We start from the raw sequence: 19,969 nt of genomic DNA on the forward strand, positions 1-19,969 counted from the left end.
TAAAAAAACTATAAAATAAAAATCGTTTCTATATAGAAACGACTTCAAACTATTCACAACCATCTTTACATTGATGATCTTGATAATACTGTTCTTTAATATCCGTAAATTGGGGACAGAAATCACTATTACTGCATTCCTGTAAACGACGCAACTCACGAGGAATAAAAGCACGAATTTCTTCAGCATTATAACCCACTTGAAAACGTCTTTCATCAATGATAATGGGTCTTTTCAGTATAGATGGATTCTTTTGAATAAAATGAATCAATTCGTTAATAGACATCTCATCTATATCTATTTTATTTTCTTTAATAATCTTCGATCTTTTAGATATAATATCATCTGTTCCATTTTCACTTCTTTCTAGAAGTTCTTTTAACTCAGTTTCACGTAGTAATGTAGAAAAAATATTCTTTTCTACATAAGGAATCTGATGTTCTTTTAACCATGCTTTGACCTTACGACATGAAGCACAACTTGGTGCAGTATAAATTCGAATCATTACATCATCTCCTTGCTTCATCATTATACATCATTTTTATCAATTATGAAATTATTTTTTATGATTCTATTGATTTTACATCTTGACCGTTCTATAATAACCTTACAGCAATGAAGGAATGGAGTAGTTATCACTTCATGTTTTAGAAAGTCTGTGGTTGATGAAAACAGTCCATGAACGATAATGAATTGGGATTCTGGAGCTAAAAATGGCATCAGTCATTTTTCGTTTGTTGCGTTAAGACAAGAGTGCATATCGGTAGATATGAATAAAGGTGGTACCGCGTTATAACGTCCTTTTTAAAGGACGCTTTTTTTATGAGAAAGGAAGGTTTATATATGAAAAGAATGTTAAGTGGAATTAAGCCAACAGGTCGTGTGACTTTAGGCAATTATATTGGTGCTATTAAACCATTTGTGTCTTATCAGGATGAATATGAAATGTATATTTTTATTGCAAATCTTCATTCAATGACAATTTATCAAAAACCAGCTGACTTACGTCAAAATACAAGAGATTTAATTGCATTATATATTGCTGCTGGATTAGATCCAGAAAAAGTGACTTTATTTTTACAATCCGATGTTTTAGAACATGCTCAACTAGGATGGTATTTAGGTTGTATGGTTTCTATGGGTGAACTTTCTCGTATGACTCAATACAAAGATAAAAAAGCCAAAAACGAAGTCATTGGTGCAGGTATTTTTAACTATCCTTCATTAATGAACGCAGATATTTTAATGTATGATCCAGATTATGTTCCTGTTGGTGAAGATCAAAAACAACATGTAGAATTATGTCGTGATATTGCAGAAAGATTTAATTCACGTTATAGTGAAACATTTAAAATTCCTGAACCTTTAGTCACAAAAGTGGGTGGACGCATCATGGATTTACAAAATCCAACAAAGAAGATGTCAAAATCTGATGAAATTGGAAAAGGAACAATTTATATCTTGGATGATATTCAAGTTTCTAAAAAGAAAATCAAATCAGCCGTAACGGACAGTGATGGACATATTCACTATGACCCTGAAAATAAACCTGGTATTTCTAATTTACTAGAAATCTATTCCATCCTTGTAAATCGTTCTATTGCTGATTTAGAAAAACAGTATGATGGAAAAGGTTATGGCGAATTTAAAAATGATTTAGCTGAAGTCTTAGGTGAAGAACTTGAAAAGATTCAGACACGTTATCATGAAATCATGAGTGGTTCTTATTTAGATGATGTCTTAGAAAAAGGGGCTCAAAAAGCCAGAATTATTGCCAGAAAGAAATTGGCAAAGGTTGAAAGAAAAATTGGTATTACAATTAGAAAAAGATAAAAAGCAAACTTCGGTTTGCTTTTTTCATTCCTTTTGTACTAATTCTTTATATAACAGTTCATGTAAAGACGTATATCCTTTTTCAATCTTATGTTTTAAAGCTAAATATTTTTCACTGGGATTGTTTCCCTCAATATGCAATTGTTTACAAATTTCTACAAATACATCATATTTAACAACAAAAATCTCATCAATCATTTCTTCCAGACACATTTTCTTTAATCGTTCATGTCGTGTTAAACCAAATTCTTTATCATAGGCTTCTTCTTTCATTTGATATTGAAAAAAAGTCACTGGTTCTCTTTGAATCAAAGCATTCATTTCATCACTTTGCTGCCATGACAAAGTGCCACGTCTAACAAGGTAATGTTTTTGAATATCCACCACAAAGCAATAATGTCCATCTCCTACCAGCATATAACCATCCTGCCAAAGAGGTTGATAAACTTTTGCATATAAAAAGTCATGAAGCTGACTGGTTGATACATGGTAAATAGGAACATTTTCAATTTCTTCAAAATTATCATCTTCTTGCCATTCATAGGGTTCCAATAATTCTTCATCATCATATACAAAATTGACCAATAACATAATAACCCCCTGTCATCATCATATGCTTATTATATCTCAAAAGAACCCTTTCTAATCATAAAAAAAACTTACTTTATCAGTAAGTCTAAGTTTGAGAATCATTTTCCACAGCTGAATCAATAAGTTTGATCATTTCTAAGGCACTACGAAAATGCTGCTTCTTATTCTGGTCCAGCCACTCAATCGTTCCCTGCCATGAAGCATTCTGTGTGTCTTTGATGACAATCATAAAACTTTTATCTTTTTTTGATTGTTTCATACTCATTCACCCACCTATATGTTTTAAGTATACACCATAAAAGTCACACCATAGTCATATCTGGGCTTTTTTACTAAGATTTATGATTTTTTTAATAACTCATTCATCTTTTTATCAATAATTTTAATCATTTCCAATACATCCTGAAAAACAATCTCCTGTCCATCAAAGAATAAAGAACCTTGCCATGTTGCCTGGCGCCTTGATTGAACAACAATATCAAAATCTGTAATCTTCCCTCTTTTTTTTGCAATCGTTTCCCAATCACATAAAACTTCTGGCTTATTTTGATAACGCCCAACTGCTTCTTGTTTCATAAAGCTTCGTGATAAATGAGAAGATAAGGGATTTCCATTTTTATTAAAAACTTCTTCAAAACGTAAAATAATTTCATGGATATCAAAAAATTCAATAGGTGATTCTATCGTATTATTGTATGCATAACCTTTCATCTGAAAATGATCATACTCATCAATACATACATGAATCATATTAAAAGGAATACTTTTTGCATATTTCAACATGTTCATCACCTATTGTTTAGGTAAGATTTCATCAACCATCAAATCAATATTTAAGGTTGTATGATTTAAAGAATATCTTATTTTACGTAAAACTCTGTTCATAACACTAATGGCATTTTCATAATTACATGATGGTAATAAAACAACAAATTGATTCACATTCAATCGAGAAACAACATCACCAATACGAAGTCCTTTTAATAAGGCTTCCTGAACTTTGTTCATGACTCTTTCTACCGCTTTTTTTGAATAATCATCTTCAATCATAGAATGATCCATCACCGATACCAAACATAAATGTGAACAAATACCTAATCTTCCAATCGTTCTTGTCTGCATAGCATATATTTCTCTAAATGTACCATATTCACAAAGAAAAGCCCCCTGTGTTTCATCATTTGCCAGTTCCTGTTGAACTTCCATAATATCTAATTCATCATCATGTGTTTCCTTTTTAATCATTTCATAGAGTTCTAAAAGTGACTGCGAAGGTTTCACACCCAATGTTTGATAAAGTAAATCTGTTGTTGTTTTATATGTGTCTTTTGCTTTTTTATATTGTTTCTGGAAGTATAGAGAACGAATAAGAATTTCATAAATACATTCTTCAAGATTATCAATAGCGATAGCTTGACGAGCAATTCTTTCCATTTTTTCATATTCTTTCTGTTCTTCTAACAACATAGCATATTCAATTGTTTTATCCATAAAGAGCGAATGATAATACACACGTTTTGATAAAACACTGTGATCCTCTTTAATTTCCATCAAATACTTTCCAGTATATGATTCAAGTAAATGCTCATAATATTCTGGCTTTTGTGAAGTTTTCAAAAGTGCTTCATATTTTTCAAATATGATTGTATCTATTTGTAAATGATAATTTGGATTAATAGAATAAGAGCCTTTCCCCGTGATAATAAAATCCGTTAATCCAAATTCTTTCTTTAATAAAGTTCTTAGTCTGTATATTAAATTTTTTAATGCTCCAATTGGATTATCGACATCATCAAGATACCACAAGACATCCACCAGTTCACTGGAAGGAACAGTTCTTTGATAATGTGATAAAAGATAGGCAAACAATTTGACAAGTTTCTCAGATTTCATTGTTTCACTATCAATTTCACGTTCATGATAGGAAAATGAAAATTTATGAAACATTGTGATAATGACGCAATCTCCCATTGAAGTCAAACCCCTTCCTGACAAAAAACTTTTGTCTTATCTTTATTTTAATGTTTTTTCAAACTTTTCACAAGAACTTTGTACAATTCCCTCGCAATTTTATAAAGCGTTTACATTTTTAACCAAATACTTGTTATTTTTGGTTATTTTTTGATTTTATATTTTCTCTTTATCAAATTCACTGTATAATAAAAACGAAACGAGGTGAGTCCAAATGCCCATAACAAAACGTTGTTTGATGCTATGCTTAAGCATTGCTTTTTTACTCACCGGCTGTTCTTCCCCAAGTCATAAAGAACCTCCTTCAAAAAAAGGAACGCGTGATAATACACCAACTGTTTTACAGCCTCAGGCTTCTGGTGAAAAAACCATTGGCAATTCAAAAATCACCTTTGATTTATCCCATAGTGAAGATGGCTATACAATGGTTGAATATCATGGTCATAATTCTAAAGTTAAAGTACGTATTCAAAATCCAGATTCACAGGAATTTTACACTTATGATATTCATGAAGGATATAATACTTTCCCTTTAACTGGAGGTAGTGGCAGCTATACTTTTATTGCTTATGAGAATATCTCAGGTACAAAATATAGTCAACTCTTTTTAAAAGAAGAAAATATCCAAATACAAAATGATTATATATCTTATCTTTACCCTAATCAATATGTTTCTTTCGACAAAAACACCCAAGCCATTTCCCTAGCTCAAGAGATTGTTGTTGGTGCCAACAATGATTTAGAAGCCGTCAGTTATGTTTATGATTATGTAATTGAACATATCAGCTACGACGATGAAAAAGCAACACTTGCTAAAGAAGGGAAAATGGCTGGTTATCTTCCAGATGTGGATGAAACTTTGCAGACAAAAACAGGAATCTGTTTTGATTATGCTGCTCTTATGGCAACCATGCTCCGTACGCAAAATATTCCTACCCGCATGGAACTGGGTTATGTCACAATGGAAGATGAAACCATTTATCATGCATGGATCAGCGTCTATATTCATGATATTGGGTGGATTGATGATTTAATTCATTTTGATGGTAAAAACTGGTCTATGATGGATCCCACATTGATTTCTGATGGTCACAACAGTTCTAAGGTGAGATCTCTCATCAAAGATCAAAAAAATTATACAACAAAATACCTGTATTAAGGAGGCTTATTTATGCAACAAAATCTATTGACAAATCGTGAAATTGCTGTTTTTACATCACAAGTAGAATTAATTCTTCATGCTGGTATATCACCTTATGAAGGTATCATGATCATGAATGAAGATCAAGATGATGAGAAAATGAAAATGATTCTCACAACAATTGAAGATGAATTAAGTGTAGGTAAACCTTTCTATGAAGCCCTTGAAACATCAAAGGTCTTTCCCGATTATTTATTAAATATGGTAAAAATTGGAGAAATCGCTGGTCGTTTAGAAGAAGTCATGCACTCATTATCTATTCATTATCAAAGATTATATGAAACAAAACAGAATATTAAGAGTGCTATTGCTTATCCGATTATTATGATTATGATGATGTTTGTTGTGGTTATTGTCTTAATGACTCAAGTGCTTCCTATTTTTAATCAAGTTTTTATTCAATTAGGAAGTACAATGACTGGTTTTTCACAAATGGTATTACAGCTAGGTATGACACTTTCCACTTATTCGTATGTATTCATTGGTATTCTTGTCGTGATAATTATATGTGTTTTCTATTTATTAAAAAGTTCTCGTGGCAAAAAAAGACTTTATCATTTCTTAACACGTTTTTATGGAGCACGTGATATCACATTAAAAATGGCTTTATCTCAATTTACAAGTGCCATGTCCATTGCCTTAAGCAGTGGTTTAGATATCGATCAAAGTTTACAGATGTCTAAGGCATTGGTTGAACATCCAGCTTTAAAAAAGCGTATTGATCAAGCTGAAAGCATGTTAGATCAAACAGATTTAGTTAATGCTTTAGTAAAAAGTCATGTTTTAACAGGTATGTATGCCAGATTATTAAAATTAGGTCATCAAACAGGACATGTAGATACAATCATGAAAAATATCGCTGATCATTATAATGAAGAAACAAATGAAAGAGTAGAACATCTGATTAGTATTATTGAACCAACATTGGTTATTGTTTTATCCCTCTTTGTTGGTATTATTTTATTAAGTGTCATGTTGCCACTTATGGGCATCATGTCAAGTCTATAGATGAAACTCATTCGTCAATATTGGTTATCTATTCTTTCATCATTTTTCATTTGTATTCTTATGATCAGTGGTTTCCAGTCGATTTCACAAAAAACATTTCAAAATCAAAAAGAAAGTCTGGAAAAAGCCTTAAAGCGAGGAATCATGCAATGTTATGCATTAGAGGGCAGATACCCCGCATCTTTAGAACAACTCATATCTGATTATCATATTATATATAATCAAGATCTTTTTGATGTGCAATATGAAGTTGTAGCCAGTAATATGATGCCCTCAATAACAATTATTGTTAAGGAGTAGGAGGGATTATATGAAAAGACATCATTCCATTGATTTTGTTTTTGTTCTTTTACTCTTTAGTTTATTTGTTATGGGTTCACTGGCATTGATTTCAATTGGAAGTCGTGTCTATTCATCTACTGTAGATACGCTCGAACAAAATTATACTCAATATACCATTCTGGATTATATCCAGCAAAAAGTCAGACAAAATCTATCAGTGAATCAAATTGAAATTCAGACATTTGATCATCAAACTGTTTTATGTATTCATGAAATCTATCAGGATGTTCCTTATACAACATATATTTATCATGACCAGAATGCATTAAAAGAACTCTTAATTGATGATAAGCAGTCTTTTGATAAAGATCGTGGTGAAACAATTATGGAAGTGGATGCTGTTTCTTTTGATATTTCTCAAAACATTTTAACAATCACTGTTGAAAATAATCAAGAAAAACGACAGACAAGTTTGGCTTTAATAGGAGGTTCATCATGAAACATAGTAAAACAAGTCTTTTTCTGATGGAATTTATTATTGGTATTTTATTTTTTTCGCTGGCTGTAGGGCTTTGTGTGCAAATCTTTGTAAAAGCTAAAACAATGAATGATGAAAGTGTCAAAAGAAGTCAAGCTCAATTGATAGCGACTTCAATTATTGAAAATGCAAAAGCAAATCATGACATAGATTCTCTTTTATATTTTGATGAACAAGGATTACCTGCTTCCAAAGAAAATCATCAATATTTTGCTAAAATAGATCAACAAAATCACTTATTCAAAATTTCTATTTGCTATCAAGATCATGAAATCTATACGATTGAATACTACCATTATCATCAACGAAGATGGGAGGCATCCTCATGAAACAAAGAAAACTTACAATGAATATTGGGATTATTTCCTTTATAGTTATTTTTGTCATTTTATGTTTAATGACTTTTGCTATTCTTTCTTTATCCAGTGCCAAATCAAATGCCCAATCTGTTGAAAACAGTATTAATCATACCAAACAATATTATCTTCTTTCAAGTCAAGGCGAAAAAACATTAGAAACTATTGATAATTATTTATATCAATATTATCAATCAAGTACAAATAGTGATGATTATTTTACCCATATCCAATCTTTAACTCAGATCATTCCTGATAGTTCTATTCATCAACATCTTTTGACATATACATTACAAGATCAAGAAAACACTCTTTATGTTGAAATAGAAATTCTCTATCCCGGTTCACAACTCTATCAAATCAAAACATGGAAAATCACTCCATCCAATGAATGGGATATGGATCAAAGTATGGACATATTATAAAGGAGGAGCCTATGAATATTCAAAATATACTTCAAGAAGCTGTCAAACAAAATGCAGCTGACATTTTCATTATTGCCGGACAACCTGTAACAATCAAAGTATTTAATCAATTAATTCCCTTAAATGAACAGAAAATTATGCCTGATTCAAGTTATGAATTAATTCAACAAATCTACGAACTGGCAAATCACCGACAAGATGATATTTTAAAAAACAAAGGCGATGATGACTTTTCCTTTTCATTACGAGGACTTTCAAGATTTCGTGTCAGCACTTATAAACAACGTGGTACTTATGCCGCAGTGATTCGTGTCATTTCATTTGATTTACCACACCCCGAAGATATTGGCATTCCTTCTCATATCATTGAACTTGCCAATATCAATAAAGGTTTGATTTTAGTCACTGGTCCTGCCGGAACAGGAAAAAGTACCACTCAAGCATGTATGATTGATTATATCAATCAAACCCAATCCAAACACATTATTACATTGGAAGATCCTATTGAACATCTTCATTCCCATCATCAAAGCATTGTTTCACAACGTGAGATTTCCATTGACAGTGAATCTTATGTGAGTGCCTTAAGAGCAGCTTTAAGACAAGCCCCCGATGTTATCTTATTGGGTGAAATGCGTGACTATGAAACAATTAATATTGCATTAACAGCAGCAGAAACAGGGCACACTGTTATTTCAACATTACATACTTTAGGAGCTGCCACAACGATTGATCGTATTATTGATGTTTTTCCTGCGAATCAACAACACCAAATTGCCTTACAGTTATCTATGACTCTAGAAACCGTCATTTCTCAACAGCTCATTCCAACTGTAGATCATAAACTTGTTCCTGTGTTTGAAGTCATGATTGCTACACCAGCCATCAGAAATCTCATTAGAGAAAACAAAGTTCATCAAATTGACGGAATCATCGCTTCTAGTGCCAGTTCACATATGATCAGCATGGATAATAGTTTGCTGAATCTTTATAAAGAAGGAAAAATCACACAAGAAACAGTTTTACTTTATGCAACAAATCAAGAACTAATGAAACGAAAATTGAATCTAAAATAAAAGATGGAAACCTTAAAAAGTTCCATCTTTTTGATTTACTAAATGTCAAAAATGAAATAAATCAAACATTATTTTGTTATGAAATTTTCTTATTTTTTCTTAAAAATATAACCAATCCTATAGTACCTATTCCAACAAGGACACAAACAATATAAATTATTGGTTGATTTTGTGTTTTTGCTTCTATTGTATGACTAGCAGTACTACTATTATCACTTGAAGAAGCTAAAGGAATATCTTTTTCACCAATTGTTTCTACAACCTCATCAGATTGATTATCATTTTTTTCAACTTTATATGTTTCATCAGTTCCTGTTACTAACAATGAAACATTTGGAACCACCTTATGTGATGATATATCAAGCTGAATATGAGGTGTTTTTAAACTTTCAAAAGATTCTTCTAATTGAGAATCATGGTCATCTCCCGGATTGGTTTGCCAAGACTCTTCTGGAATTTGTGGTTCTTCAGATACATCTGGTTTTTCTGGAATGACTGGTTCAACAGGTTCTATCGGTGTAACTGGTTCTGATGGATGGTAGGTATCAAGATTTGGTAACCACAAACCTAACCCATTTCCTATTCTCATCAAAGTTAATGTATCGCTTAAATATGAATCCAAATCATCAACATAAGCCATTTTTCCTAAAACAACATCAAAATCGTCTGTATTCAAAAGATTTCCTTGTTCATCATGACTATTGTATTCTATAAAACGAACTGTTTCTTCATATGTAACACTGATTGTTTCTCCATCTTTATTCTTTCTTGTCCATTTATTCCATCTTTCATTTTGAATCTGATGACTCATCGTACAATCTATAAACTGTGTAGCAGAAGAAACATCTGCATATAAAGGATTTGGCGTTGATGGATCATAATCAACAACATAAGTAACACCATCTGCAGTTGTTTCTGTCACTGTATAACATTCATTTTGCCACGGACGACCTAAACTTACATCTTCAACACGTTCATCTGCACTTAATGAGCATTGATAAAATACAAGCCCTATACCATCTTTTTTAGTATTTGGTGCACTAAAATAACCGTTTTTCTTTCCATTAAAATATGCCATATGCAATTGGCATGCTTCAAAATAAGCATCTGCATCGCCAAAAATAAAATCAACTGTTCCCTCAATATAGCAATCTTTAAAATATGTACGATTACCATTTCCTTTAACATATAAAGTATCTTGTCTTCCTATAAGACGACAATTATTTAAGTAAACCTTATCAGCATTACTGCAAAAAGCAACTGCTGGTGTTTGTTCATCTTTTTGTGTTTTCTTTTCTGTATTATAATTATTTTCTACAGTAATATTATACATAGAAAACGCACTAGCTCCTGATGTTACAATAATTGTTCCACTCTTATCAGTTCCCACATCATAGTCATCTTGTGGTTTGAATTCTCCATTAATAAACGTATTTGATGAATAAAAACCACTTTTAATAACAACATCTTCTGGTTGAGAACTCAAAGCTCTTAATGTGACATGTGATTGACTAATTTCAAGTTTTTCCTCATAAACTCCTGGTTCAATATCAATAATCAATGGATGAGCTGCATCAGATATTTCATGATCTAATGCAGATTGAATTGTTTGATAATCCGCTTCTTGGCTACTTCCTACACGTACTGTATGTGAAATAGATTGATTATCACTTTTATAATCAATACGAATATTTTCTAAATAACAACTTCCTTCACCTTCAAACTTTAAAGGAACATAACGTGTTTCTTCATTAGCAATTACAAATTCCTTGCCAATAGTAATATCTTGATTATCCCATGTTACTTTTAAACCGTTATAATTATTACCATTAACACTCACCGCAATTTCATCATCTTTTGCTAGTGGAATATATAAAATGGTTGTAGCATTAATTTGAGTATCACCATCACGTGGAGAAAATTTACCAGATGAAGCATCAATTTGAATTCCTTCATACTCATCCTTACCGCCTTGAATTTCTGGTCTTGTATTTGCAGCATTGGATGTAAAATCCCATCCTGTATCAATAGCTTTTACATCTGGTACTTCAAATCCAAGATCACTTTTATAATCTATACTTATTAATCCTACATATGTTTGTTGAGAAAATTGAACTTTTATATAACTAGTTTCATGAATATCTAATGAAATTTTCTGATTTGTATAATAGTTATCACCATTAATTTGAATTTCTGCTGCTTGACTTTGATTATCAACCCCTGAAATTAATATAGACACCCCTTGTTCATCAGATGTCACAGGTATATAAAGTATTGTCCCACTATTAATTTGTACACGTGAATATTCTGGTTGAACTGCAAATTTACCATTTGTAGCATCAACAAGAATATCATCAAATGTTCCTTTTGTTTGTTCAATTGAAACAGAATTATCTTCAAAAGTATAATCTTTATCCTTAGCAACAATATCTTCAGGAACACCTGGATATGCTTCTAAATAAGATAATGATAAATTCAAAAGATATGCAGTAGTTTTAAATTCCACTGTTACATCTTGCCCCGTTTGTTCTGATGAAAGTGGAATAGTTATGAATTGACTGGCTGACTTATATTCATTTTCCAATACTGATACTGTTGCTTCTCCACCAGAAAGTTGCAATGTAATTTCAGCTCCTTCTTGATGTGATTCAACTGGAATAATTAATTTCGTTTGTGCGTTAATTTGAATATCTTGATTGTCAACTCTTTTATTAAACTTTGCTCCATTAGCAGTTGCATCTATGTCTATACCTGACCAAGTCCCTGTTGTTCCTTCGATCGTACCTTCTGGAGCATCAACATATGACCATACTTTAGATGTTGAAGCAAAAACATCTAAAGGTGTATTCATGCCTAAAAGCATAAAACATGCTAATAATAAAACAAATAATTTTTTCATAGCATCCTCCTTTTTTTCAAACATGGTGCATTCTAACATGAAAAAATCCGCATATCAACAGTTTTTTATAAAAATAGCCACATAGATGGTCACACTAACTATTTTTTTAATAATCAATACTTTTCCATAAAACAATCCATCGAATTTTATAAAAAAAGGACTAACTTCTGTTCAAACACAGAAATTAATCCTATTAACAGTATACAAGAATTTTCAATCAAAAATCTGTTATACTTTTATTATTCAGCTTTACCAATGCATCCAAATAATTCCATTTTTTCTTTAACACAAGTTTTAATAGCTTCAGCACCTGGAGCTAATAATTTACGTGGATCAAATCCTTTTCCTTCTAAGTCTTTACCTGCTTCAATATATTTACGAGTTGCTTCTTGGAAATATAATTGACATTCAGTATTAACGTTGATTTTTGAAACTCCTAATGTGATAGCTTTTTTAATCATATCTGCAGGAATTCCTGTACCACCATGTAGTACTAATGGTAAAGTTCCTGTTTCTTGTTGAATAGCATCTAATGCATCAAAATCTAAACCTTCCCAGTTAGCAGGATATTTACCATGAATATTTCCAATACCTGCTGCTAAGAAATCTACACCTAAATCAGCAATCATTTTACATTCTTTAGGATCGGCAACTTCACCTTTACCAATAACTCCGTCTTCTTCTCCACCAATTGAACCAACTTCTGCTTCAACTGATACACCTTTTGAATGACATAAAGCAACGATTTCTTTTGTTTTTTCAATATTTTCTTCGATTCCATAATGAGAACCATCAAACATAATTGAAGAAAAACCTGCTTCTAATGCTGCTTTAGCTCCTTCATAGCTACCATGATCTAAGTGTAAAGCAACTGGTACTGTAATATTTAAAGATTCAACCATTGCTTTCACCATAGCTGCAACTGTTTTATAACCAGTCATATATTTTGCAGCTCCTTCAGAAACTCCTAAAATAACTGGTGCTTTTAATTCTTCTGCAGTTAATAAAATTGATTTTGTCCATTCTAAGTTGTTGATGTTAAATTGACCAACAGCATAGTGACCTGCTTTTGCTTTATCAAGCATTTCTTTAGCTGAAACTAATCCCATAATTCAAATCTCCTTTACATTTTTTTTACAAATATATCATACACTGATTTTCAATAAATTTCCATAATAATTCTCTTTTTTATCATTCTTTTATAGCTTTTTCTAATTGTTCCAGGGCTTGTTTTAATACTGAACGAGGGCAGGCAACATTAAATCTTTCAAAACCATCTCCACCAGTTCCAAAAATATAACCCTCATCTAACCATAGGTGTGCCTTTTCTAACATCAATGTTTCCAATTCATCTTTATTCAATCCTAAACTTCTCATATCTACCCAGACAAGATATAATCCTTCTGGTGAGATCACCTTTAACTGTGGTAATCTTTCTTTAAAGAAATCTTTCATATATTGAATATTATCAGCTAAGTAAACTAATAATTCATCAACCCATTTAGCTCCAAAAGTATATGCAGCCTCACATGCTTCTAAACCAAAAATATTAGGATCACTCATACCAGAAGCATTTTTTTCATCTTGAAACTTTTCACGCATATCTTTATTTTTGATGATAATGTTTGATGTCTGTAAAGCTGCTAAATTAAATGTTTTAGATGGTGCACTGCAAATAATACTAAAATCACCAAAAGCAGGATCAACATTATAAAAAGGAATATGTTGATGTCCTGAATAGATAAAATCCATATGAATTTCATCACTGACAACATAGACATGATGTTTTTGACATATTTTCCCTATTTGATAAAGTTCTTCTTTTGTCCATACCTTTCCAATAGGATTATGTGGATTACATAAAATAAACATTTTGACATCATGATCAATAATCTGTTTTTCAAAAATATCAAAATCACATTCATAATGATTTTCCTTTAGTATTAATGGACATTCAATAACACGTCGTCCATTCAACTGAATAGATGCATCAAAAGGATAATATACAGGTTTCATAACCAAAATCGCATCATCTTTTTGTGTTAATGCTCTAACTGCCAATTTTAAAGCACCTACAACCCCAGATGTTGTCACAATCCAATCTTTTTCAACATGGAATTGATGGCGTGTTTCCATCCAGTTAATGACTGCCTGATAATAACTTTCTGTTGGCGCAGCATAACCAAAAACACCATGACTGGCACGACGCACTAAAGCCTCTTTGACTTCAGGCAATGTTTCAAAATCCATATCTGCTACCCACATTGGGATGATACGTGGATCTTGAGCTTTTTCACGATCATACTTAATACTGTTTGTTCCTTTCCTTTCAATCACTTTATCAAAATCATACATTTTCTTTTAATACCTCTTTTCCTTCCCATTGTTCTTTTGAAAAATGAAATAATGCGATTGTCAAAGCCATAGATAGATTTAATGAATCAATATCCTCACTATGAGGAATAAACACACTTTGACCATAATTTAAATAACGATCATCCAATCCATGACTCTCATTACCAAAAATAAGACTATAAGGCTTGACAGCCTTCACTTGATGAATGTTTTGTGCTCCTTTCAACATAAAAGGATAAAATTCTCGTTTTGAAAATTGGGTATGATAATCTTCAAATGTATCATAAAAAGCAATATTCAAATGAAAAATAGCTCCCATTGAAGCACGAATCACTTTGGGATCAAAAATATCTACTGCCGGTTTAATAATGACTAAATCTTTATATCCAAAGCCAAGCATTGTACGCATAATTGTTCCCATATTTCCCATATCCATAGGATGTTCTAAAACAACATGATTCCCATTGTGTAATAAAGATGTATAAGTTTGAAAAACACCTATCGCATAACAATTATTTTTAGGACTTAATTTTTCAATAGTCCGATCATGAACATCTATTTGAATATGATACTTTTCACATAAGTCTTGAATAACTGGATAGCCTTTATTTTGTTCAATAGATGAATGAACAACAACTCTTTTGACCATCTCTGGTTTTTGTATTAATAATTCAATTGTTGGAAAAACACCTAGAGTATAAGACGTTTCATCTCCTTTTTTATATAATTTCATATGCTTTTTCTTTCCCCTCCTTAATCATTTGAGCCTGTTGATAATAAGAGAGTGCATAACCATGATGCTTCTTGACATAACGTCCCAGTTCATAAAATTGACTCAACAATAAACAGGCTTCATAACTATTTAATCTTGCTGCCTGATGTAAATATTGAAGGGCTTTTTTAACATCTTTTTTCAACGCCACACCATCAAAATAAAGCATAGCCAGTTCATAAGCACATTCTTCATGTAAAAGATAATATCCATATGTCAAATAATGAATAGCATCATCCATATTCAATTCCACACCTAATCCCAGTTTCAACAACAAACCTGTTTTATATAAACAATCTTTTTGAAAACATTTCGCTCCTTTTAAATAAGCTTGAAAAGCAGATGAATAGTCTTTTTGTCTTTCTAATAAAATCCCCTGATACAAATAAGATTCCTTTTCATGACTATTCAAAAAATAATGCATCGCCTGATTGCTATCTTGTTCAACATATTGCCCATACATATAAAATAAGCCCAGCCTTAATGATGATTGACTATCACATTGTTCACGATAATAAGCCAGTGCCTTTGCGATATCTTGTTCAACTCCATCACCATGTTCATACATATATCCCAGATAATAACAGCTTTCTAAAATACCATTGTCATGCAAATACGAAAAGATTTCAAAAGCCTTTTCATAATCCTGTGTGACTCCAAATCCTAAAAAATAAGTTCTTGCTAAAACATAAAGATGAGAAAAATTTTGTTCTTGATAAGCCTGTCTTAAAAAGTTTTCAATATCAGGAATCTCAAAATAATAACCAATACTTTCTATTAAGTGTGCATAGACACTCACCATAAATAAAGCTTCTTCTTCCTTTAATGAAGCATACTGACATAAATAATCTACATATCTGGACATTTCAAAATCTTCATCAAAAATCATAGCTTCAAAAACACCCAGCTTCATTCCCAAGACAACAAGATAGCACTCATCCATCATATTAAAAGCTAAATCATTTAAAACTTCTTCAAAACGCTCAATATCAAATCTAATTGTATCACCATACTGATTAAAGACATCTATTACTTTTTCAATAATTTGAATATTCATCTATGTATTCATTTCATTAATCTGATGAATTGATTGTAGTTCTTTCATCGCATTATCTTTTAATGCTTCAAAATGCTCTTTATCGAAATGAGCACCTTGATCAATCAATTCAATCAATTCACGATATTTTTCAACAATGACTTCATATAAAGATTCTTTAATCACATAGTCCATTTCCTGATGAGCCTGTTGTGTTAACTGATTCACAGATTTATATTGTTCTTTAAAAACAGCATCATAATCTATAACTGTTTTTTTCTTTTTAAATAATCCCATAATACACTCCTTTCTTCCTTATCATTATTCTACTTGATTTTACTCAAAATGAAAATCCTTTTCCTTTATCATTTGTTATAAAAAGTTCATTATTTTTTCTCATTGATTCATGATTGATGAACTTTATTTTCAAAATCGTCTTGTTTATTTATCTTTTATTGCTTTTATGTCATAATTCTATTGAGGTGATGAAAGATGGAAGAACTACTCCAATTAGAAAAAGATTTATCTTTTATATCTTTTGATCATGAAGATGCTTATCATTTAGGACAAATGCTTGTTGATAAAGTCAATACACAAAACTTAAAACCCCTGCGTATTCGTATTGTCTTAAACCATGATATTGTATTTCAGTATTTGATGAATGGAAAAAATGGTGAGGAATGGTTAAATCGTAAACAAAAAACAGTTGAGATGTTTGAACATTCTTCCTATTATATCTGGACTTGTCAGGAAACAAACCATCAATATGATAAGTATTTAGATGATGATTCAATGGCTATATGTGGTGGTGGTTTTCCTCTTATAGTGAATGATGAAATCATAGGTTGTTGCATCGTATCAGGATTACAACATGATCAAGATCATCAAATCATTGTTGACTGTTTAAAAGAATTAAAAAGAAAGAAGGAAGATTTATGAAACTTGGTATTTTAGGAACAGGTATGATTGTTAAGGATTTAATGACAACTTATCAAAAACTTCATATTGAAAAGACATATCTTTTAGGAACATTAGAAACCAAAAAAGAAACAGAACAATTATGTCAAAAGTATCATCTTGATCAGACATTTTATGATTATGATGAACTTTTAAAAAGTGATGTAGATACAATTTATATTGCTTTACCTAATCATTTACATTACAGTTTTGCTAAAAAGGCCATAACACATCAAAAACATGTGATTATTGAAAAACCAATATGTGCCAATACACAAGAATTACAAGACTTAATCACTTTAAGTCAACAATATCATGTGATTGTCTTAGAAGCCATGAATATCCATTATTTACCTGCTTATCAGTCACTTCAAAAAACACTTTCAAAAATAGGACAAATAAAAATCTTAAATTTCAATTATAGTCAATATTCTTCGCGCTATAATGCATTTAAGCAAGGACAGATTTTACCAGCTTTTGATTATCATAAAGCTGGAGGTGCTTTAATGGATTTAAATGTCTATAACTTACACGCTATTATAGGACTATTTGGAAAACCTGTAGACAATCATTATTATGCTAATATTGAAAAGGGTATTGATACAAGTGGCATTATGGTTTTAGAATATCCTCATTTCCAAGCTATTTCGATTGGTGCTAAAGACTGTAAAGCCCCTATCACATCTACTATTCAAGGTGATTTAGGTGCCATTGTCATGAATACGCCAATAAATCAGCTCACTGAATATACGCTTATTGATAATAATGGGTTAAGTACAAAATATGAATTTTCTAAAGATGAACATCGTCTTTATTATGAATTCCAAGCTTTTCAAAGAATAATTGATGAAAAAGATTTTGATAAAGCTCAAAACATGTTAAAATTGAGTTTAGATGTAGCCAGTGTTATGGAAAAAGGTAGAAAACAGGAAGGAGTTGTTTTTGATAGTGATCAACAATAAATTAGTACTCGGTTATGTTGGAAATGGAAAAAGTGCAAATCGTTACCATATTCCTTTTGTTTTACAAAGACCAGAAAAGTTTATCATCAAAAGAATATTTGATATTCATGTTCACCATGATTTATGGGAAGCCATTGATGGTGTAGAATATACTGAAGATGTGAATGAATTACTTCATGATACTGACATTGATATGATTGTTGTATGTACAACTCATCATTTTCATTATCAATATGCTAAAATGGTTTTAGAAGCAGGTAAGCATTGTTTAGTAGAAAAGCCATTTATGGAAAATAGCCAACAGGCACAGGAAATTTTTGCTTTGGCTAAGCAAAAAGGATTATATTGTTCAGCCTATCAAAATAGACGCTATGACAGTGACTTTTTAACAGTTCAAAAAGTGATTGAAAGTGGAAAACTTGGTGACTTATTAGAATTAGAAATGCATTTTGATTATTATAGACCTGAAGTTCCTGAAAAGGCACATGAATTTGACCCAGCAAATTCTTATTTATATGGTCATGGTTGCCATACTTTAGATCAGGTGATTTCTTATTTTGGAAAACCTGATGATATTCATTATGATGTCAGACAATTACTTGGTGATGGAAGAATGAATGATTATTTTGATTTAGACCTTTACTATGGAACTTTAAAAATTTCTGTAAAATCAAGTTATTTTAGAATTAAAGAAAGACCAAGCTTTGTTGTTTATGGAAAAAAAGGAATGTTTATCAAACAAACAAAAGATCGACAAGAAGAACATTTAAAATTATTCTATATGCCAGATCATGCAGATTTCGGAAAAGATTTGCCTATTCATTATGGTGTTCTCACATATATTGATGATAATGGTCAATACCATGAAGAAAAAGTCCCAACAGTGGCGGGTGATTATGCCAGAGTTTATGATGGAATTTATGATTGTATCGTCAATGGACAACCTCAAATCATTACTCATGAACAAACACTTTTACAAATGAAAATCTTGGAAACAGGTGTTCAAAACTTAAAATAAATCATTTTTCTTTAAGAGCATATCTTTGTTCTTAAAGAAATTTTTTATTATCATATATGCTTTAAGCAATTTATGTGATATAATGTCTATAAAGATAAAAAAATTGAGAATAAAAAAAGAAATCTGTCAAAAAAATGCGTATATATATAATAGGAGGGCTATTTTATGACGGATTTCAAGAATCTTTTTGACATACGCATTTACAACTATTTTCTCAATCATGAACGTCTGGCTGATTTTTTGAATGCTATTCTCTTTGACGGACAAATGATAATGGATACTCAAGATATCATCATCCTTGATTCCAACAGCAGTGGTGTTTTGTTGTCTAATGGACAAACAATCAAGCGTACAAGAGATCATCTGCTTCTTGTGAGCCTGAATGGAGAGCAATGCATCATAGGACTGGAACATCAGTCCTATGCAGATAAAGGGATGTTTCAAAGAATCATGGAATATGATTATCTCAGCTATCTTAGACAGTATCATATCTATGAAAAGAACATTCATGAAAGAATCAATGGTGTCATGACTTTGGCTATCTATTATGGCGAAAGGAAATGGAACTATGCCAGAAGCTATAAGCAGATGATGAATCGAAGTATCAGACACTTAAGACGTTACATGAATGTTGAATTTCATCCGCTGGTAGAAATGGTAAAGCTGGATGAAACAAGATTTCAAAACAA

Annotated in this window: 23 protein-coding genes and 1 other annotated feature; of the genes, 12 read left to right on the plus strand and 11 right to left on the minus strand. The window is 31.3% G+C overall.

Annotated features, from left to right (window positions below; translation table 11 throughout):
* Window positions 1-49: 49 nt before the first annotated feature.
* Window positions 50-505 carry a transcriptional regulator Spx gene (gene spx / locus B5E75_RS10390; RefSeq protein WP_087358973.1) on the minus strand — a complete coding sequence of 152 codons (456 nt, stop codon included), beginning with the start codon at window positions 503-505 and terminating at the stop codon, window positions 50-52.
* Between the two features lie 101 nt (window positions 506-606).
* Window positions 607-806 (plus strand) — a binding site (T-box leader).
* A 37-nt stretch (window positions 807-843) separates the two neighbouring features.
* On the opposite strand from spx, the gene trpS reads away from it, so the two are divergent.
* The gene (gene trpS, locus B5E75_RS10395) at window positions 844-1,833 is read left to right on the plus strand and encodes a tryptophan--tRNA ligase (RefSeq protein ID WP_087359014.1); all 990 of its coding nucleotides are present in this window, start codon (window positions 844-846) and stop codon (window positions 1,831-1,833) included.
* 24 nt (window positions 1,834-1,857) lie between these two features.
* On the opposite strand, the gene B5E75_RS10400 is transcribed toward trpS, so the two are convergent.
* The 4 genes from B5E75_RS10400 to B5E75_RS10415 form a co-directional block, all read right to left on the minus strand.
* Window positions 1,858-2,424, minus strand: a complete 567-nt coding sequence (locus B5E75_RS10400; protein ID WP_087358975.1) for a hypothetical protein — start codon at window positions 2,422-2,424, stop codon at window positions 1,858-1,860.
* Between the two features lie 85 nt (window positions 2,425-2,509).
* Window positions 2,510-2,683, minus strand: a complete 174-nt coding sequence (locus tag B5E75_RS14725; protein ID WP_164483543.1) for a hypothetical protein — start codon at window positions 2,681-2,683, stop codon at window positions 2,510-2,512.
* An 80-nt stretch (window positions 2,684-2,763) separates the two neighbouring features.
* A complete protein-coding gene (locus B5E75_RS10410) occupies window positions 2,764-3,207 on the minus strand; it encodes a hypothetical protein (RefSeq protein ID WP_087358979.1) in 444 nt (147 codons plus the stop codon).
* Window positions 3,208-3,216: 9 nt separating this feature from the next.
* Window positions 3,217-4,395: an AfsR/SARP family transcriptional regulator gene (locus B5E75_RS10415; RefSeq protein ID WP_087358981.1), complete on the minus strand. Its 1,179-nt coding sequence runs from the start codon at window positions 4,393-4,395 to the stop codon at window positions 3,217-3,219.
* A 214-nt stretch (window positions 4,396-4,609) separates the two neighbouring features.
* Here B5E75_RS10415 and B5E75_RS10420 point away from each other — a divergent pair, with 214 nt between their 5' ends.
* Genes B5E75_RS10420 through B5E75_RS10450 form a run of 7 tightly spaced genes read left to right on the plus strand, consistent with a single transcriptional unit; the run spans window position 4,610 to window position 9,281 of the window.
* A complete protein-coding gene (locus B5E75_RS10420) occupies window positions 4,610-5,554 on the plus strand; it encodes a transglutaminase-like domain-containing protein (RefSeq protein WP_087358983.1) in 945 nt (314 codons plus the stop codon).
* Window positions 5,555-5,566: 12 nt separating this feature from the next.
* A complete protein-coding gene (locus tag B5E75_RS10425) occupies window positions 5,567-6,604 on the plus strand; it encodes a type II secretion system F family protein (protein WP_087358985.1) in 1,038 nt (345 codons plus the stop codon).
* Entirely contained in the window at window positions 6,605-6,904 is a 300-nt protein-coding gene (locus B5E75_RS10430; RefSeq protein WP_087358987.1) for a hypothetical protein, read from the plus strand. It begins immediately after the preceding gene.
* Window positions 6,905-6,914: 10 nt separating this feature from the next.
* A complete protein-coding gene (locus B5E75_RS10435) occupies window positions 6,915-7,385 on the plus strand; it encodes a DUF4860 domain-containing protein (protein WP_087358989.1) in 471 nt (156 codons plus the stop codon).
* The gene (locus tag B5E75_RS10440) at window positions 7,382-7,753 is read left to right on the plus strand and encodes a type IV pilus modification PilV family protein (protein ID WP_087358991.1); all 372 of its coding nucleotides are present in this window, start codon (window positions 7,382-7,384) and stop codon (window positions 7,751-7,753) included. The genes B5E75_RS10435 and B5E75_RS10440 overlap by 4 nt, the downstream gene beginning before the upstream one ends.
* A complete protein-coding gene (locus B5E75_RS10445) occupies window positions 7,750-8,205 on the plus strand; it encodes a hypothetical protein (protein WP_087358993.1) in 456 nt (151 codons plus the stop codon). The genes B5E75_RS10440 and B5E75_RS10445 overlap by 4 nt, the downstream gene beginning before the upstream one ends.
* Window positions 8,206-8,216: 11 nt before the next feature.
* Window positions 8,217-9,281 carry a type IV pilus twitching motility protein PilT gene (locus B5E75_RS10450; protein ID WP_087358995.1) on the plus strand — a complete coding sequence of 355 codons (1,065 nt, stop codon included), beginning with the start codon at window positions 8,217-8,219 and terminating at the stop codon, window positions 9,279-9,281.
* Window positions 9,282-9,357: 76 nt separating this feature from the next.
* On the opposite strand, the gene B5E75_RS10455 is transcribed toward B5E75_RS10450, so the two are convergent.
* The 6 genes from B5E75_RS10455 to B5E75_RS10480 form a co-directional block, all read right to left on the minus strand.
* On the minus strand, window positions 9,358-12,180 hold the full coding sequence (locus tag B5E75_RS10455; RefSeq protein ID WP_162607680.1) for a pectinesterase family protein: 2,823 nt from the start codon (window positions 12,178-12,180) through the stop codon (window positions 9,358-9,360).
* A 239-nt stretch (window positions 12,181-12,419) separates the two neighbouring features.
* A complete protein-coding gene (fba, locus tag B5E75_RS10460) occupies window positions 12,420-13,289 on the minus strand; it encodes a class II fructose-1,6-bisphosphate aldolase (RefSeq protein WP_087358999.1) in 870 nt (289 codons plus the stop codon).
* Window positions 13,290-13,371: 82 nt separating this feature from the next.
* The gene (locus B5E75_RS10465; RefSeq protein ID WP_087359002.1) at window positions 13,372-14,535 is read right to left on the minus strand and encodes a MalY/PatB family protein; all 1,164 of its coding nucleotides are present in this window, start codon (window positions 14,533-14,535) and stop codon (window positions 13,372-13,374) included.
* Window positions 14,528-15,268 carry a TrmH family RNA methyltransferase gene (locus B5E75_RS10470; protein WP_087359004.1) on the minus strand — a complete coding sequence of 247 codons (741 nt, stop codon included), beginning with the start codon at window positions 15,266-15,268 and terminating at the stop codon, window positions 14,528-14,530. Before B5E75_RS10470 ends, B5E75_RS10465 begins: the two co-directional genes overlap by 8 nt.
* Complete coding sequence (locus B5E75_RS10475) at window positions 15,255-16,364, minus strand: tetratricopeptide repeat protein (RefSeq protein WP_087359006.1); 1,110 nt, start codon at window positions 16,362-16,364, stop codon at window positions 15,255-15,257. Before B5E75_RS10475 ends, B5E75_RS10470 begins: the two co-directional genes overlap by 14 nt.
* Complete coding sequence (locus B5E75_RS10480; protein ID WP_087359008.1) at window positions 16,365-16,640, minus strand: hypothetical protein; 276 nt, start codon at window positions 16,638-16,640, stop codon at window positions 16,365-16,367.
* Window positions 16,641-16,835: 195 nt separating this feature from the next.
* Between B5E75_RS10480 and B5E75_RS10485 the strand changes: the two genes are divergently transcribed.
* The 4 genes from B5E75_RS10485 to B5E75_RS10500 form a co-directional block, all read left to right on the plus strand.
* The gene (locus B5E75_RS10485) at window positions 16,836-17,282 is read left to right on the plus strand and encodes a heme-binding protein (RefSeq protein WP_087359010.1); all 447 of its coding nucleotides are present in this window, start codon (window positions 16,836-16,838) and stop codon (window positions 17,280-17,282) included.
* Window positions 17,279-18,262 carry a Gfo/Idh/MocA family protein gene (locus tag B5E75_RS10490; RefSeq protein ID WP_087359012.1) on the plus strand — a complete coding sequence of 328 codons (984 nt, stop codon included), beginning with the start codon at window positions 17,279-17,281 and terminating at the stop codon, window positions 18,260-18,262. Before B5E75_RS10485 ends, B5E75_RS10490 begins: the two co-directional genes overlap by 4 nt.
* A complete protein-coding gene (locus B5E75_RS10495; RefSeq protein WP_087359016.1) occupies window positions 18,249-19,280 on the plus strand; it encodes a Gfo/Idh/MocA family oxidoreductase in 1,032 nt (343 codons plus the stop codon). Before B5E75_RS10490 ends, B5E75_RS10495 begins: the two co-directional genes overlap by 14 nt.
* Window positions 19,281-19,445: 165 nt before the next feature.
* Window positions 19,446-19,969 (plus strand): Rpn family recombination-promoting nuclease/putative transposase (locus B5E75_RS10500; RefSeq protein WP_143746961.1); only part of this gene is annotated, 524 nt, incomplete at its 3' end.

The sequence above is a fragment of the Massiliimicrobium timonense genome, assembly GCF_002160865.1.
In the GTDB taxonomy this organism is placed as follows: domain Bacteria; phylum Bacillota_I; class Bacilli_A; order Erysipelotrichales; family Coprobacillaceae; genus Allocoprobacillus.

Coding starts and splice junctions, on each gene's coding strand:
- spx (WP_087358973.1), bottom strand. CDS start 505: ATGATTCGAATTTATACTGCACCAAGTTGTGCTTCATGTCGTAAGGTC.
- trpS (WP_087359014.1), top strand. CDS start 844: ATGAAAAGAATGTTAAGTGGAATTAAGCCAACAGGTCGTGTGACTTTA.
- B5E75_RS10400 (WP_087358975.1), bottom strand. CDS start 2,424: ATGTTATTGGTCAATTTTGTATATGATGATGAAGAATTATTGGAACCC.
- B5E75_RS14725 (WP_164483543.1), bottom strand. CDS start 2,683: ATGAAACAATCAAAAAAAGATAAAAGTTTTATGATTGTCATCAAAGAC.
- B5E75_RS10410 (WP_087358979.1), bottom strand. CDS start 3,207: ATGTTGAAATATGCAAAAAGTATTCCTTTTAATATGATTCATGTATGT.
- B5E75_RS10415 (WP_087358981.1), bottom strand. CDS start 4,395: ATGGGAGATTGCGTCATTATCACAATGTTTCATAAATTTTCATTTTCC.
- B5E75_RS10420 (WP_087358983.1), top strand. CDS start 4,610: ATGCCCATAACAAAACGTTGTTTGATGCTATGCTTAAGCATTGCTTTT.
- B5E75_RS10425 (WP_087358985.1), top strand. CDS start 5,567: ATGCAACAAAATCTATTGACAAATCGTGAAATTGCTGTTTTTACATCA.
- B5E75_RS10430 (WP_087358987.1), top strand. CDS start 6,605: ATGAAACTCATTCGTCAATATTGGTTATCTATTCTTTCATCATTTTTC.
- B5E75_RS10435 (WP_087358989.1), top strand. CDS start 6,915: ATGAAAAGACATCATTCCATTGATTTTGTTTTTGTTCTTTTACTCTTT.
- B5E75_RS10440 (WP_087358991.1), top strand. CDS start 7,382: ATGAAACATAGTAAAACAAGTCTTTTTCTGATGGAATTTATTATTGGT.
- B5E75_RS10445 (WP_087358993.1), top strand. CDS start 7,750: ATGAAACAAAGAAAACTTACAATGAATATTGGGATTATTTCCTTTATA.
- B5E75_RS10450 (WP_087358995.1), top strand. CDS start 8,217: ATGAATATTCAAAATATACTTCAAGAAGCTGTCAAACAAAATGCAGCT.
- B5E75_RS10455 (WP_162607680.1), bottom strand. CDS start 12,180: ATGAAAAAATTATTTGTTTTATTATTAGCATGTTTTATGCTTTTAGGC.
- fba (WP_087358999.1), bottom strand. CDS start 13,289: ATGGGATTAGTTTCAGCTAAAGAAATGCTTGATAAAGCAAAAGCAGGT.
- B5E75_RS10465 (WP_087359002.1), bottom strand. CDS start 14,535: ATGTATGATTTTGATAAAGTGATTGAAAGGAAAGGAACAAACAGTATT.
- B5E75_RS10470 (WP_087359004.1), bottom strand. CDS start 15,268: ATGAAATTATATAAAAAAGGAGATGAAACGTCTTATACTCTAGGTGTT.
- B5E75_RS10475 (WP_087359006.1), bottom strand. CDS start 16,364: ATGAATATTCAAATTATTGAAAAAGTAATAGATGTCTTTAATCAGTAT.
- B5E75_RS10480 (WP_087359008.1), bottom strand. CDS start 16,640: ATGGGATTATTTAAAAAGAAAAAAACAGTTATAGATTATGATGCTGTT.
- B5E75_RS10485 (WP_087359010.1), top strand. CDS start 16,836: ATGGAAGAACTACTCCAATTAGAAAAAGATTTATCTTTTATATCTTTT.
- B5E75_RS10490 (WP_087359012.1), top strand. CDS start 17,279: ATGAAACTTGGTATTTTAGGAACAGGTATGATTGTTAAGGATTTAATG.